Below are 13,717 nucleotides of genomic sequence, written 5' to 3'. Positions count from 1 at the left end.
GCTTCAGAAGGTTCGACGCATCCATCGCGCCATCGCTTTTGCCAGCGCCGACCAGCGTGTGCATCTCATCAATGAACAGAATGACTCCGCCTTCGGCCTGCTGCACTTCGTTCAGCACGGCCTTCAGACGCTCTTCGAATTCACCACGGAATTTCGCACCCGCGATCAGCGCGCCCATATCGAGCGCTAGCAGGCGCTTGTTCTTCAGGCTTTCCGGCACATCGCCATTAACGATGCGCAAAGCAAGGCCTTCCGCGATGGCAGTTTTACCGACACCGGGCTCACCGATCAGCACGGGGTTATTCTTTGAACGGCGCGAGAGCACCTGGATTGTCCGGCGGATTTCTTCGTCCCGGCCAATCACCGGGTCGAGTTTGCCATCACGCGCATCCTTGGTCAGGTCGCGGGCATATTTTTTGAGGGCTTCATAGCCTTCCTCAGCATTCTCGCTGTCGGCTGTACGGCCTTGGCGAAGCTGTGCAATTGCCCCTTCCAGCGCTTTTGCCGTGACGCCCCCAGAAGACAGCACCTCTGCAGCCGGATCATTTTTCAGACCGGCGATTGCTAGCAGAAGACGCTCAACAGTGACGAAGCTGTCACCGGCCTTCTTGGCTTCGGCCTCAGCATTCTGAAAGAGTTGCGCGCCCGTCTGCTCCAGACGCAGGCCGCTATTGGCACCTTGCACCTTAGGCAGTTTTCCGATGGCCGTGTCGACGCCCTGCGCCACCAGTTCCGGACGTCCACCGCTCGCGCGAATGAGATTCGCGGCAAGCTGGTCACGGTCTTCCAGCATGGCTTTCAGGATGTGGCTGGGGGTCAGAACCTGATGCCCGTTGGCGAGGGCAGAGGTCTGCGCGCCTTGTATAATTGCTCGGGCGCGCTCTGTGTATTGCTCAATATTCATGTGACATCCCCTATTATAGGCAGATCGTTTGGTCGTTTGGATATTAGCCCCGCTCAGCGGCAGCCGGTATCCGGTTCACTACTCATGTGGGTAAGCCCTGCCCTGCTTGCAACACTTCCCGGTCCTAAAACGCGCATGAAAAAGCCCGGCGCGCCAACCGGCTGCCGGGCCTCTTGAAACAGGAAATTGAGAGAAACCTATTCGGCCGCTTCAGCCGATGCTTCTTCGGTGGGTGTTTCTTCCACAGGTTTCTTGCGGCGGCGGGAGACCGTCTTCATGACGCCCTCATTTTCCGCATCATCACCGGAGGTGTCATCATCCGCCTTGTCGCGCTTGGCGTAAGGCTTGCGGCGACCGCGAGTTGTCTTGGCCTTCGGCTTGGATTTAGATTCATCCTCGTCATTGCCAGACTCGTCCGCATCCGATTTTGCGTTCGAAGTCTCTTCGGAGGAATCATCCTCTGAAGCCTTCTCTTCACGGGTCTTATTGCGGGATTCGACTTCTGCTTCCTCTTTGGAATTGGAATCGTTGTTATCGTCGTCCGCATCATTGTTGTTATTGTCGCGGTCATCACGGCGATTGTCACGATTTTGGCCACGTTGCTGCTGGGAGCGTTCTTTCGCTTCCTGCTGCTTGGCGACAATGCGCTGATAATGTTCAGCAAACTGGAAGTAGGCTTCTGACAGGATGCGGTCGCCACTAGTCTGGGCGTCACGAGCATACTGCAAATATTTATCCAGAACCTGCTGGGCGGACCCACGGATTTTGACGTCCGGGCCAACACTTTCATAATGCCGGTTCGGATTGTTGTGGTTATTCTGGTTATTACCGCCTGAGCGACGATTGCGCCCGCGTGAGCGTTTCATGAAGATCTTCCCGTTTCATGCGCCTGCTGTTTCCTTGCAGGCAGTTCCCAGCGCAACTGGTCTCGATGGATTAGGTGGCCCCAGCCCTATATTTGCGCGAGTCTCGTGAGCGGGACGCGCTGGAAAACAGTTGCTGTCGCCGCCTCACTTGTGCGTTCTAGCGTGACTTGGCCGATCCGCCAAGAAGAAATGTAAGTATTACAGATTGGGTAATTGTGCCCAAACGGCACGATCATTCCCGCCAAGGTCTTTTGAACTGTCTATTTCGGCAAAACCTGCCTCCTGGAGCAGGGTGGAAACGGCCTCGCGCTGATCATGGCCAATCTCGAAAACCAGCCATGCGCCGCGTTTCATATGGGCGGCAGCCAGGCGGATGATCTGGCGGTAAGAAACCAGCCCATCCGGCCCGCCATCGAGCGCGTCCATGGGATCATGCGCGCGCACTTCCGGCATCAGACTGTCGATTTCGGCGCTAGCGATATAGGGGGGATTGGAGATTATCAGGTCTGCTTCGCCCCAGCCCTGCCAATTGGCCCAACTGCCTTCGAATATGTCCGCGCGGTCTGACAGGCCGAGCTTGGCCAAATTCTCTTGCGCGAGGCTGGCGGCAGCAAGGTTCGCCTCAACGCCCCGGCCCTGCGCCTGCGGACGATTGGTGAGAAGAGCCGCCAGAAGACAGCCACTTCCCGTGCCAAGGTCTGCCACCTGAACTGGACGATCCGCCGGAATGCGCCTCAGCGCCTCTTCCACAACACACTCACTGTCCGGACGCGGGATCAGCGCGCGCGCATCGCACAGGAATTCCAGGCCATAGAATTCTGTTGTGCCGAGAATATGCTGGATTGGTTCATGCGCTACGCGTCGGGCAAGGGCAGCGCGGAAAGCCTTACAGTCCTCAGTCGGCACGGCATCGCGGCCATGCATAATAAGATCAGACATCTGAAGACCCGCCATATGTGCCAGCAGCCAGCGCGCTTCCAGCCGGGCCGTCTCTATCCCCGCCGCCTGCAGCTGCGCAGCCCCCTCTGCCAGCAAAGCATCATAGGTCAGGTCCGACAGCTCAACTCGCCTCCATCGCGGCCAACTTGCGGGCGCGATCTTCCGTGATCAGCCCTTCGATAACGTCATTCAGCTTGTCACCGGTGATGATCTTGTCCAGCGAATAGAGGGTCAGGCCGATGCGGTGATCCGTCACCCGGTTTTCCGGATAATTGTAGGTACGAACTTTCTGGCTGCGGTCGCCTGTGCCGATCTGGCTCGCGCGGGCTTCGGCGCGCTCTGCATCGGCTTCGGCACGCTGTTTCTCGTAAAGGCGGATTTTCAGCTGCTCCATCGCCTTTTCGCGGTTCACGTGCTGGGACTTTTCAGAACTCGTCACCATGATGTTTGTCGGCAGGTGGATGATCCGCACGGCAGAGTCAGTTGTGTTGACGTGCTGACCGCCAGCCCCGGAGGAGCGCATTGTATCGATACGGATGTCTTCCGGCTTGATGTCGATCTCGATATTCTCAGGTGCGGGCAGAACGGCAACCGTCGCAGCCGAGGTGTGGATACGGCCCTGCGTCTCCGTTGCCGGAACGCGCTGCACGCGGTGCACGCCGCTTTCCCATTTCATGTGCCCGAACACGCCGTCACCCGACACATTCGCCACCACTTCCTTGTAGCCGCCCGCATCGCCTTCGGACGCGTCGACGATCTCCACCTTCCAGCCCATGATCTGAGCATAGCGTGTGTACATGCGGAACAGGTCTCCGGCGAACAGCGCAGCCTCGTCCCCGCCCGTCCCGGCGCGCACCTCCAGAACAATGTCGGCAGCATCGTCGACATCCTTCGGCAAAAGGAGAACCTGCATCTCGGATTCAAGGTCCGGCAGGCGGTCCTTGATATCCTCGATTTCCATCTCGGCCAGTTCGGCCATTTCCTTGTCACCGGAGGAGATCAACGCTTGCGCTTCCTCCAGGCCCTTGCGGGCATTGATGACTTCCCGTGCCTTTTCGACAACGGGCTTCAGCTCAGCGTGCTCTTTGGACAGCGCGATGATTTCATCGGTTTCGGTCGTGGCGCCCATACGCGCCTCGACTTCTTCATACCGATCGATCACCTGCTGCAGACGGGAAAGGGAAAGTGTGGCCATACGCGCCCTTTAGAGCGGTTTTGACCGCCTGATAAGTCCCCCCGTCTGCGTTTTGCCGTTCAGAGCAGAATGCGGACAACTTCCCTGCCTGCCATGACAAACAGGGTCAGCGAGGCGAGCAAATAGACCAGGAAGCGCTGTATCACCTTTGGCGACAGTATTTGCACGAAAGAATGCAGAACGCGCAGGCCGACATAAATCCAGGCCAGCAGGGCAGCGAAATTGTCGCCGCCACCCGTCATCGCAGTGAAGAACATCAATGCATAGAAGATGGTTGGCTGTTCGTGCAGGTGATTGTAATTGTCGGCCACGGAGCGGACATTTGGTGGCAAACGGTCCGCATAAGTGCCGGGATGGCGCGCATCATCCGGATTGATCCCGGCTTTCTGCATGGCGGGAATACGCGTTGCGTTCATCCACAACCACAGGATCAACGTCCAGACGATCAGCGCCAGGACAGGATAGAGAAAATCAACATTTGCAGGCATTTTGCCCTCCCTCCGTTTATTATTGCGCTGAATCTACGCGCTTTTCCTGGTTTTGAACAGCACTGCCCCTACGCGATGAGTCCGACAGATGTGCCTGTAGAAAGGCGACAAATGTATCGACATCCTCCGACACGATGCTGTGCCCGCCGGAGCGCAACCACCAGGCAATCCCGGCAGACGGTCTAAAATCCTGCTGCATACCCGCTTCCGGCAGGCCCGGCAGATCCATGGCCTCATAGACAGCAGAGGCAGCCATGGCGGCCCGGAAAGAGGAGTTTGGGTCTGACCAGACATCCCGGCGCCCATTGCCCAGCAGAACCGGTGTGGGCGCCAGAAGCGCCAGCAATTCGTGCTGGTCCACAGGCAATTCATCCAGATAGTCCAGCCAGGGCTGAACCTCGGGCGCCAGCCAGTGTGGATAGGTCTTCGCCATGCGCTGAAGCCCCTCACCTGTGTGAGATCGTGACAGGGAGGCCCCAGCAAAACCGGACTGATGCGCTACCACCGCGCCGATGCGCCGGTCCCACACACCCGCGATCAGCGCAGACTTGCCATAGCGCGAATGCCCCATGACAGAGACAGCATCAGGATCGATTGCCGTTTCGGCAGTGAGCGCGTCAATCGCGGCGGAAAAACCATAAGCCCACGCCATGAGCGTACCCGTAGGCTCTGTCGGTCCGCCCAGACGGGCCATGACAACGGGCCCCTGCTCGCGGCTGTCGGGCACAAGATCAGGTCCATAAAAGCTCGCATAGGCAATACCTGCCTCCATGAACTGGTCCAGGGGCGCGAGGGCGATGTACTCGCCGAACATCCTGCCGACGAGAGCACCGACGATGCCATCCATGTCGCTTCCATCACACACGCTCCCATCAGAAGACGTGACGGGGTATTCAGGAAAGACGGAGCAATTGCTGGAAAAGGTCTCGCTGATGACGACCGGGAATGGCCCCTCCCCCTTTGGCAGGGCCACGACCAGGAAAAATGTTCTCGCGCCAGCCCCCTCGCCAACTGTCACGGGCATTTCTTTCAGCACACCTTTTCCATTTAGAATGTTATCGGAGACAATCTGCGCCTCGCCCCATGTGACAGGCATACCCTTCGGCCATGGTCCATAGAGAGTATTTTCAAACTTCTCCATCAAGGCAGCGCGCTCTTGTGAAGAGTTCACCAAGGCTTGCGCCTCTATGGCCGGCGAGGGCGCGGGTTTGTTGTCCACCTCAAGGCTCGCATAGTTCAGGCCCAGCATGGTGCAGCTGGACATGACCAAGCCCAGAACAAGAATGAGAATCAACAAGGGCAACCGGACAAGGCACCATATGATCAATCTGAGAACACTCATGAGCGGCGCATCTCCAAAGGCGGTCGGGGCAAACTAGCGCCGTTTCCCTCCGCGCCCAGCCCTCTCACGCAAAAGTGGTCTCAAAAGCCTTGCGATAACGGCGCGAGCCGGACACCTCATCGCCCGTTTCCAGACGCAAGACGACGTCGCCCTCTCCCGTCGGAACAATTTCCTCAACCATGTCCAGATTCACGATGTGAGAGCGATGAACCCTCGCATGTCGTCCGCCGGCTGCTTCCAGCAGCCTGCCGAGTTCCGTAAGTGTCATGCGCGCCAGATAGGTCCTGGCGGGCGTTACAACTTCAACATAGTTCGAGGCGGCCTTGGCCCAGATGACATTATCCGCATCCACGAAATAGGTGCGCCCGCCGGATTTCAGCGTAAGACGGTGGCGATCCTGCGCTTCTGCCCGCGCCGCCTCCGCTTCGAGGGATTTCTGCTCCACCATACGGCTAAGCCCGAAAATGGCTGCAATGGTGGCATAGGAAAGCGCATCCTTGCGAAACTCGTAGAGCCAGACAGATGGATCAGAGAGGCCGAAGTCATATCGAAATCCGAACAGGATGGGCATGAACAGCTTCCTCAGCCCCACCATCAGCAGGATGTGCACTATCGAAAAAAACACGACCGCAAAGGCGTGCCGGATCAAGTTTGCACGCCACTGCCCTGCAAACAGCGGAAAGCGGCTCAGCATCTGTGTGATGAATGGCACAAGCGCCAGGATAACCAAATGAGACGTTGCCTCCGAGAGCCATGGCAAGGCCGGATGAGAGCCACCCTGGCGCATTATTTCATCCTGGGCTGACAGGGCGTTCACCAGGAAGGCTGCAAAAACAAAGATGGTGAAATACAGCCATGTCTTTCGGTCCGCCCGGCGGTCAGCCTCCAGTTCTGGATGTGGGCGCGTTATCTCCATCTCGACTCTCTGCCACACTCTGCGCCTTGGCCGGAAGATCGATTGCAGAATTTCGTCCCATGATGCCGCCATTTGTCCCCCGAACGCGTCATTCATCCCGCACACCCACCGAATACCCCTTGCCGGATGCAGGATACCGCGCGGCAGCGCATTCCAGATGCATGAGACAAAGGAGTTCCCATGCCCACCACTGCTGCCCAAGCTTTCCCGCGCCGCTATGATCTTGACTGGCTGCGCATCATCGCCTTCGGACTGTTGATCCTCTACCATTCCGGCATGTTCTACGTGACGTGGGACTGGCATGTGAAAAGCGTGCACTCCGGGCCGGAAGCGGAATGGGCCATGCGCCTGCTGAACCCCTGGCGGCTGGCCCTTCTCTTCTTCATTTCCGGCGCTGCGCTGCGGTTTGCTGCAGATAAACTCGGTAGCTCCAAGCTCGCCCGTGAACGCAGCGTACGGTTGGGCCTCCCCATCCTGTTCGGCATGGCTGTCGTGGTTGCGCCGCAAAGCTGGCTGCAATTGGTGGAGACTGGAGAGTTCCAGGGCGATTTCCTTGCCTTCTGGCCGCATTATCTGGATTTCGGGTCTGAGTTTTCCATCACGACACCGACCTGGAACCATCTCTGGTATGTCGTCTACCTGCTCGTCTATACTCTGATACTGGCGCCGTTTGCTGGCCCGGTCTCCCGTTTCATGGCCGGACGCGGCGCGAAGGTGACCCAGTTTCTGTTTGGCGGAAAGTGGGGCCCGCTTGTCGCGCTGACCCTGCCGTCTGCCCCCTTCCTGCTCTATCGCCTTACGCTGGATAGGCACTTCCCGACCACGCATGATCTTGTCTGGGATTGGTCAAACCACGCACACAGCCTGACCATCCTGATGCTCGGCTTCCTGCTGGCCAAGGACCGCGCCTTCTGGAGCGCTATTCAGCGCGCCTTGCCTTGGGGTATTGGTCTGGTTCTCGTGCTCGGCGCAGCGCTCACATTCATCTGGAATGATTGGAATCAGATCACAGCAGATCAGGAATGGATCATCTGGCCCGCACGCTTTGCGCGTATTGTCTATGCCTGGATCATGATTGCGACCCTGCTGGGCCTCGGCCAGCGCTATCTGAACCGCCCCAGCCGCGCGCTGACTTATATGACAGAGGCCATCTTTCCCTGGTACATTCTGCACCAGACATTGATTGTAATGCTCGGCTTCTGGCTGACGCGTCAGGGCCTGCCGGTTGGCATGGAAGCCCTGCTGGTCATTGGAGGCACGTTCATTGGCTGCGCCCTGTTGCACGAACTCGTCATCCGGCGCGTTGGCTTCCTCAGGCCCGTCTTTGGTCTAAAGCCGTTTTCCAGATCACCTGTCTCTAGAAAGGTGATCGCGGCAGCGACAGGTGGAAGATGATCGCCATAGCCCTAATCACAAAGGCAGCGGCGAGCCCAAGCGCAAAGGCCAGCGCCTCGTCGCCTAACCACAGGCCGATCAGGAAATAAACGGCAGAGCCCAGAAGCGCCGCTGTTGCGTAGATATCCTTCTTCAGCAGCAGCGGCTCTTCATTGGCCACGACATCCCGCAACAGGCCGCCGGCGCTGGCCGTCATCGTGCCCATGATCAGCACCACCGGCAGACCATAGCCAAGCGCAGTCGCCTTCGCCGCACCGGTCACCGCGAACAGCGCCATCCCGAATGCATCTGCCCAGCGCAGAGGACGGAAATTCTCCAGCCCGCGATGAAAGAAAAAAGCCGCAAGCCCGCCTCCTACGGCAAGACCAAGCGTCTGGGTATCCTCTAGCCAGAATACAGGCTGAGACAGGATCAGATCACGAAGCGTGCCGCCACCTATGGCTGGCAGGAAAGCCATCACGATTACGCCGAACAGGTCCATCTGCTTGCGCACGGCCACGATACCGCCGGAAATGGCGAACACGAATACACCTGCGCGGTCTGCAAAGATCAGAAGGAAATCGGGAGACATCCCCGGATTAAGGCTGCTTGGCGGCCAAGATCAATCCCTGTAGTGCCCATGATGATGGTGATGGTCATCATCCGTGCGGGGGCCATCATAGGCACGGTTGCGTTCCCAGCAGGCGCAGTCACTGCCCCAAGTATAGGCCTCTCCCCGACCATTTATCTTAAGGCTGGAAGAGGTCATCGTGCCATTGCTTGTGTCGCCAAACATATCGGCATAGCCATCGCCATTCGTGTCGCACTGATAGAAGCTGCCCGTCGAGACGCACTCATTATAGCCCGTCCAGGTGCCATTCACATTGTAGGGAGACGGCGTGTACCCATAGGGCGAATAGGCTGTGCCATACGGCGCGTAGGCAGTGTTGTAAGTCGTGTCGTAAGAAGCCTCTGCCATGGCTGCCGAAAAGGCATCCAGATCAGCAGCCGTACAACCTGTCAGACCAAGGCCCGCCCCGGCCGCGATCATTCCTGCAATAAGTGTCCTGCGCATGCGTCCCTCTATTCATCCAGCCTGACATTACATTGCCGAAATGTAACCCAGACAAGATGAACGGAAGCCAACTGATTGAGATTTAGGGAAAATATTCTCTATTCGGCCGCAACTTCAGCCGCTTCACGCTCCCGGCGCAGGGCTTCAGCCCGCTTTTCGACCAGCTCCACAATGTGATCCACCATCTCCGCATTGGAGACATTATGGTCCGCGCGGCCGGAAACGAACATTTTGCCGCTTTCCTTGCCACCACCCGTGAAGCCAAGATCGGTCAGCGCCGCTTCACCGGGGCCATTCACGACACAGCCGATGATGGAGAGTGAAATCGGCTCAGAAATGTGTGCGAGGCGCTGTTCAAGAATCTCGACCGTCTTGATGACGTCAAAGCCCTGACGCGCGCAGCTGGGGCACGCGACGATGTTCACGCCGCGCGTGCGAAGGCCCAGCGATTTCAGCATTTCGAAGCCGACCTTCACCTCTTCCACCGGATCGGCAGAGAGGGAGACGCGGATCGTGTCGCCAATCCCGGCCCAGAGCAGCGCGCCCATGCCGATAGAGGATTTGACCGTGCCGGTCCGCAGGCCACCTGCCTCTGTAATGCCAAGGTGCAGCGGCGCATCGGTCACTTCCGCCAATTGCTGATATGCCGCAACCGTGAGGAACATGTCGGAGGCCTTCACCGAGATCTTGTACTCGTGAAAGCCGAGATCATCGAGGATGCGTGCATGGTCCAGCGCGCTTTCGACCATCGCGTCAGGGCATGGCTCGCCATACTTTTCCAGAAGGTGACGCTCCAGGCTGCCACCATTGACGCCAATCCGGATGGAGCAGCCATTCGCGCGGGCCGCCGCGACAACTTCCTTCACGCGCGCCTCTGACCCGATATTGCCAGGGTTGATACGCAGGCAGGCCGCACCGGCGTCTGCCGCTTCGAGCGCGCGTTTGTAGTGGAAATGGATGTCCGCAACGATCGGCACCGGGCTTTCCCGGCAGATCTGCGGCATGGCGGCCGTCGCGTCTTCCGTCGGGCAGGAGACGCGCACAATATCTGCGCCAGCCTCTGCCGCGCGCTGGATTTGCGCGATTGTGGCGGCAGCATCCTCGGTTGGCGTGTTGGTCATCGTCTGCACGGCAATCGGGGCATCGCCCCCGACAAGCACGTTGCCGACACGGATCTGACGGGATTTGCGGCGCTCGATCGAACGCCAGGGACGGATTGGATTATGCGACATCGCGCGGGTTCCCTGTCCGGTGAACTATGTGCCTCACATGGCGGGTCTGGCCCGGCAAGGCAAGCCTAGCGGGACGCCTTGTTGCCACCATTTGCAGCCATCGCCGGCGCAGCAGCCTCCGCAGCCCGGGGCAATTGCTCATCCACGCTGACGGAAAAGACCTCTGCGCCCTCCGGCCCGAGGGGACCGACCGTAAGGTCGCCGACACGCCATTCAAACGCGCCGCCATCGCGGGCCGAAACGGTCCAGCCGGCATTGAGGCGCGGGAAATAGCTCTCCCCCGGCGCCATGGTACGGCTGCGGAAAATCGTGCCATCAGCGCCGCGCACTTCCAGCCAGCCCTGACGGACAGCGTGCAGTTCCAGCGGCAGGTTCTTGGGCACGGGGCGCTGCGAAGCGTCCGTTCCAGCAAACAGGCTTTCGCGTGCGCCATTCACAGCGACAACAGCGGGCGCGGGGGCAAGTTCAGGCTCTTGCCGCATGAATTGCGACAGGCCGACAGCGCCTGCGCCCATCAGGGCCAGCACAAGAGCTGCCGCCACGGCCAAAGGCCATTTCGGACGGTCCGGCGCAATACCGCCGATTTTCGGCACAGGTGCATCATGTCTCACATCTTCCACGCCGCCGCATTCCTGCGTATAGGCGCGGATCACATCCTTCTCGGGAAGGTTCAAGTACCTTGCGTACGTATTGAGAATGGCGCTGAGATAGCCGCCGCCTGGCAGGTCACCGACCTCCATGCGCTCAATCCACATCAGATAATCCTTGCGCAGGCGCGTATCTGCGGAAATGCCCTCAATCGTCAGGCCCAGCGTCTCGCGGACACGGCGCAGCACCTGTCCCATTCGGAGGCTCTCGCCTTCATACGAACGGGTTCTGAAGATTTCCATCGCACGCTCGCGCGGAGTGCGCGTGTCTTCAGCCACGGGCTCTGCAACAGCATCTACAGAAGACACAGAATCCCCCTCATTCTGGGAAGCATTGCGATCATGTTCCGGCGTAAAGTCGTCTTGTACCATATTCTTCCAGCTCACCTGTCCCCTGAAGGTCTTGACCTCTCAGACGCGCAAATTCTGGTCCACGAATGTGGTATTAATATGGGCCCACGAAATTAACCATCTGTCAGTTCCACTCCATGATCAGCTGCCAAAGCTAACACTTGGTTACGGAAATCCGGCTCAGGCGCATCAAGCGCAGCCAAAAAGTCTGTCTGGAACTTTTCAAGGTTAACGGAGCGGATCATCTGCTTGACCGGCCCGATGGACGCAGCCGACATCGAAAGCGTCGTAAAGCCGAGCGCCACGAAGCATAGAGCAGAGAGCGGCGTCCCCGTCGCCTCACCGCAGGCCGACATGCGGATATTGTTCGCCTTGCAGGACTTCGAAACATCCCGGAGGAATCTGAGCGCACTGGGACAGACCATGTCATACCGGTCTGAAACTGAAGGCGTCATCCGGTCCGCAGCAAAGAAGAACTGCATCAGATCATTTGTGCCGACCGACAGGAATTCTGCCGATCCGGACAGTTCGGGCAGGCTATAGGCCAAGGCAGGCGTTTCAAGCATCACACCGACTTCCACCTTGCAGGGGCGCTGGCCTGTACGCTTCTCGGACCAGTCGACTTCCCGGAACAGCAATTCGCGCGCTTCTTCAAACTCCGACGGCAATGTCACCATCGGGAACATGACGGTCAGCGGACGGGTGCCTGCCGCCCTGACCAGGGCCCGCAGCTGGCGCCGGAACAGACCTTTATGGTCCAGCGCAAACCGGATGGAGCGCCAGCCGAGCGCCGGGTTTTCCTCACGCTGCAGATTCAGCGCGGGCAATACTTTATCGCCGCCAAGATCCACCGTGCGGAAAATGACCGGCTTGCCATCGGCCTTGTCCAGCACGCGCTTGTAGAGATCAATCTGATCATTCACGCGCGGCAGGGTCTCAGATACGAGGAACTGGAATTCCGTGCGGAACAGCCCGACGCCATCTGCACCGACCTGGTGCATCATCTCCATGTCGAGGTCGAGCCCGGCATTCAGCATCAGGGAAATGTCCACGCCATCCGTTGTGCGGGCAGGCATATCCTTGAGTGCCGCATACGCCGCCTGACGGTCTGACCGGAGAGAAACGCGATCCTTATAGGCGTCGTAAAGCGTATCATCCGGCCGGATGTGCAGTGTGCCGTCTTCGGCATCAACAATCACCCAGTCGCCCTGATCAATCCGCGTTGTCAGGCCTTCAATCCCGCCCAGCGTCGGGATGCCCAGTGCGCGTGCCACAATGGCAGCATGGGAGGAAGCCGCCGCTTCTTCCATGAGGATCGCGCGCAGGCCGGTATTGGAATATTCCAGCAGCTCTGCCGGACCGAGACGGCGCGCAACAAGTACGCTGCGTTCCTCACTGATTTCTGGCTTGCCTTCATCCCCCCCAAGGATGCGCAGCAGTCGGTTATCGAGGTCTTCAAGGTCATGAAGGCGTTCGCGCAGATAGGGATCGCGCGCGCTTTGCAGGCGAGCCCTGTGCTCACGGCGGGCACGGTCAACAGACGCTTCCGCTGACAGGCCGGACTTCACGCCTTCCTGCAGCTTCTCGGCCCAAGACGGATCATGTGCCAGCAGCCGATAGGTCTCCATCACATCGCGCGGGTCTTCCCCCAGCGCGGCGCCGTCCAGCGCCATCATCCGGTCGATGGAGGCTTTCAGTTCCTCCATCCCCTCTTTCAGACGGCGGCTTTCGGTCACCTGGTCTGCCGCGAAGAACTTGGCCGCCGGGACAACCGGGTCGTGCAGTACGGCGCGGCCATAGCCGAGGCCCTCACAGAAAACACGCCCCTTCAAGCTGGCCGTATTGCGCTCCCGCTTTTCGTCGCCGCCATTGTTCAGCGCGTCAGGATCAATCCGGTCGACAATCTCTGCCAGCACCATGGCAATTGTCTGAAGATTGTCGACTTCCTCATCATCATAGGCGCGCTCTGTGCGGTTCTGCACCGTGAGAACGCCGATGACGCGTCCACCACGAAGGATCGGCACGCCCAGAAACGCGTGGAATGGGTCTTCCCCCGTTTCAGGACGATAGGAGAATGAAGAGTGACGTGGCGCATCCTGTATAGCCATCGGCTCGGCCCGGCGGGCAACGAGGCCGACCAGACCTTCATTTGCTTTCAGGCGGGTTGCCGCAACAGCATCGGCCTTCAGGCCTTCGGTGGCGATCAGCAACAATTCCCCATCCTGCAATCTCAGATAGATGGAGCACACATCTGCCACCATCGTCGAAGCGATGAGGCGGACGACCTTGTCCAACCGCGAGCGTGTTTCCCCCTCCTCCGCCATCACCTGGCGAAGTCGGTTCATGAGCAGGCGTGTCGCGGGTAGATTATAAGCCATTGTCAGGCTG

Annotated in this window: 13 protein-coding genes; 1 reads left to right on the top strand and 12 read right to left on the bottom strand. The window is 59.0% G+C overall.

Features of this window, described 5'->3' with window-relative positions; all coding sequences use genetic code 11:
• The 7 genes from HY2_RS02830 to HY2_RS02800 all read right to left on the bottom strand — a co-directional run.
• A partial coding sequence (locus HY2_RS02830; protein ID WP_034824516.1) for a Clp protease N-terminal domain-containing protein occupies nucleotides 1-904 on the bottom strand: 904 nt, incomplete at its 3' end.
• Nucleotides 905-1,101: 197 nt separating this feature from the next.
• The gene (locus tag HY2_RS02825; protein ID WP_051594648.1) at nucleotides 1,102-1,770 is read right to left on the bottom strand and encodes a DUF4167 domain-containing protein; all 669 of its coding nucleotides are present in this window, start codon (nucleotides 1,768-1,770) and stop codon (nucleotides 1,102-1,104) included.
• A 198-nt stretch (nucleotides 1,771-1,968) separates the two neighbouring features.
• A complete protein-coding gene (gene prmC, locus HY2_RS02820; RefSeq protein WP_051594647.1) occupies nucleotides 1,969-2,805 on the bottom strand; it encodes a peptide chain release factor N(5)-glutamine methyltransferase in 837 nt (278 codons plus the stop codon).
• 25 nt (nucleotides 2,806-2,830) lie between these two features.
• Complete coding sequence (prfA, locus tag HY2_RS02815; protein ID WP_034824514.1) at nucleotides 2,831-3,904, bottom strand: peptide chain release factor 1; 1,074 nt, start codon at nucleotides 3,902-3,904, stop codon at nucleotides 2,831-2,833.
• A gap of 59 nt (nucleotides 3,905-3,963) precedes the next feature.
• A complete protein-coding gene (locus HY2_RS02810) occupies nucleotides 3,964-4,392 on the bottom strand; it encodes an MAPEG family protein (protein WP_034824513.1) in 429 nt (142 codons plus the stop codon).
• Between the two features lie 19 nt (nucleotides 4,393-4,411).
• The gene (locus tag HY2_RS02805) at nucleotides 4,412-5,734 is read right to left on the bottom strand and encodes a glucuronyl esterase domain-containing protein (RefSeq protein ID WP_112063281.1); all 1,323 of its coding nucleotides are present in this window, start codon (nucleotides 5,732-5,734) and stop codon (nucleotides 4,412-4,414) included.
• A gap of 64 nt (nucleotides 5,735-5,798) precedes the next feature.
• On the bottom strand, nucleotides 5,799-6,650 hold the full coding sequence (locus HY2_RS02800) for a LytTR family DNA-binding domain-containing protein (protein ID WP_034824511.1): 852 nt from the start codon (nucleotides 6,648-6,650) through the stop codon (nucleotides 5,799-5,801).
• 180 nt (nucleotides 6,651-6,830) lie between these two features.
• Here HY2_RS02800 and HY2_RS02795 point away from each other — a divergent pair, with 180 nt between their 5' ends.
• Complete coding sequence (locus HY2_RS02795) at nucleotides 6,831-8,045, top strand: acyltransferase family protein (RefSeq protein WP_034824510.1); 1,215 nt, start codon at nucleotides 6,831-6,833, stop codon at nucleotides 8,043-8,045.
• Here HY2_RS02795 and HY2_RS02790 read toward each other — a convergent pair.
• The 5 genes from HY2_RS02790 to ptsP form a co-directional block, all read right to left on the bottom strand.
• Entirely contained in the window at nucleotides 8,008-8,616 is a 609-nt protein-coding gene (locus HY2_RS02790; protein WP_051594646.1) for a trimeric intracellular cation channel family protein, read from the bottom strand. The two genes, HY2_RS02795 and HY2_RS02790, sit on opposite strands and share 38 nt — an antisense overlap.
• Before the next feature lie 30 nt (nucleotides 8,617-8,646).
• Complete coding sequence (locus tag HY2_RS02785; RefSeq protein ID WP_146617148.1) at nucleotides 8,647-9,099, bottom strand: hypothetical protein; 453 nt, start codon at nucleotides 9,097-9,099, stop codon at nucleotides 8,647-8,649.
• A gap of 98 nt (nucleotides 9,100-9,197) precedes the next feature.
• Nucleotides 9,198-10,331: a flavodoxin-dependent (E)-4-hydroxy-3-methylbut-2-enyl-diphosphate synthase gene (gene ispG, locus HY2_RS02780; RefSeq protein ID WP_034824508.1), complete on the bottom strand. Its 1,134-nt coding sequence runs from the start codon at nucleotides 10,329-10,331 to the stop codon at nucleotides 9,198-9,200.
• Nucleotides 10,332-10,396: 65 nt separating this feature from the next.
• Entirely contained in the window at nucleotides 10,397-11,350 is a 954-nt protein-coding gene (locus HY2_RS02775) for a helix-turn-helix domain-containing protein (RefSeq protein WP_034824506.1), read from the bottom strand.
• Between the two features lie 92 nt (nucleotides 11,351-11,442).
• On the bottom strand, nucleotides 11,443-13,707 hold the full coding sequence (ptsP, locus tag HY2_RS02770) for a phosphoenolpyruvate--protein phosphotransferase (protein ID WP_034824503.1): 2,265 nt from the start codon (nucleotides 13,705-13,707) through the stop codon (nucleotides 11,443-11,445).
• Between the last annotated feature and the right edge of the window lie 10 nt (nucleotides 13,708-13,717).

It is taken from the genome of Hyphomonas pacifica (assembly GCF_000682675.1).
Lineage (GTDB): Bacteria > Pseudomonadota > Alphaproteobacteria > Caulobacterales > Hyphomonadaceae > Hyphomonas > Hyphomonas pacifica.
Note: the sequence above shows the minus strand (reverse complement) of the source record. Positions and strands in the feature narration are given on the sequence as shown.

What these genes read in the sequence shown, in the direction of transcription:
- HY2_RS02775 (WP_034824506.1), bottom strand. Translation starts at nt 11,350, where the DNA reads ATGGTACAAGACGACTTTACGCCGGAACATGATCGCAATGCTTCCCAG.
- prfA (WP_034824514.1), bottom strand. Translation starts at nt 3,904, where the DNA reads ATGGCCACACTTTCCCTTTCCCGTCTGCAGCAGGTGATCGATCGGTAT.
- HY2_RS02795 (WP_034824510.1), top strand. Translation starts at nt 6,831, where the DNA reads ATGCCCACCACTGCTGCCCAAGCTTTCCCGCGCCGCTATGATCTTGAC.
- ispG (WP_034824508.1), bottom strand. Translation starts at nt 10,331, where the DNA reads ATGTCGCATAATCCAATCCGTCCCTGGCGTTCGATCGAGCGCCGCAAA.
- HY2_RS02805 (WP_112063281.1), bottom strand. Translation starts at nt 5,734, where the DNA reads ATGAGTGTTCTCAGATTGATCATATGGTGCCTTGTCCGGTTGCCCTTG.
- ptsP (WP_034824503.1), bottom strand. Translation starts at nt 13,707, where the DNA reads ATGGCTTATAATCTACCCGCGACACGCCTGCTCATGAACCGACTTCGC.
- HY2_RS02800 (WP_034824511.1), bottom strand. Translation starts at nt 6,650, where the DNA reads ATGGAGATAACGCGCCCACATCCAGAACTGGAGGCTGACCGCCGGGCG.
- HY2_RS02785 (WP_146617148.1), bottom strand. Translation starts at nt 9,099, where the DNA reads ATGCGCAGGACACTTATTGCAGGAATGATCGCGGCCGGGGCGGGCCTT.
- HY2_RS02790 (WP_051594646.1), bottom strand. Translation starts at nt 8,616, where the DNA reads ATGTCTCCCGATTTCCTTCTGATCTTTGCAGACCGCGCAGGTGTATTC.
- HY2_RS02825 (WP_051594648.1), bottom strand. Translation starts at nt 1,770, where the DNA reads ATGAAACGCTCACGCGGGCGCAATCGTCGCTCAGGCGGTAATAACCAG.
- HY2_RS02810 (WP_034824513.1), bottom strand. Translation starts at nt 4,392, where the DNA reads ATGCCTGCAAATGTTGATTTTCTCTATCCTGTCCTGGCGCTGATCGTC.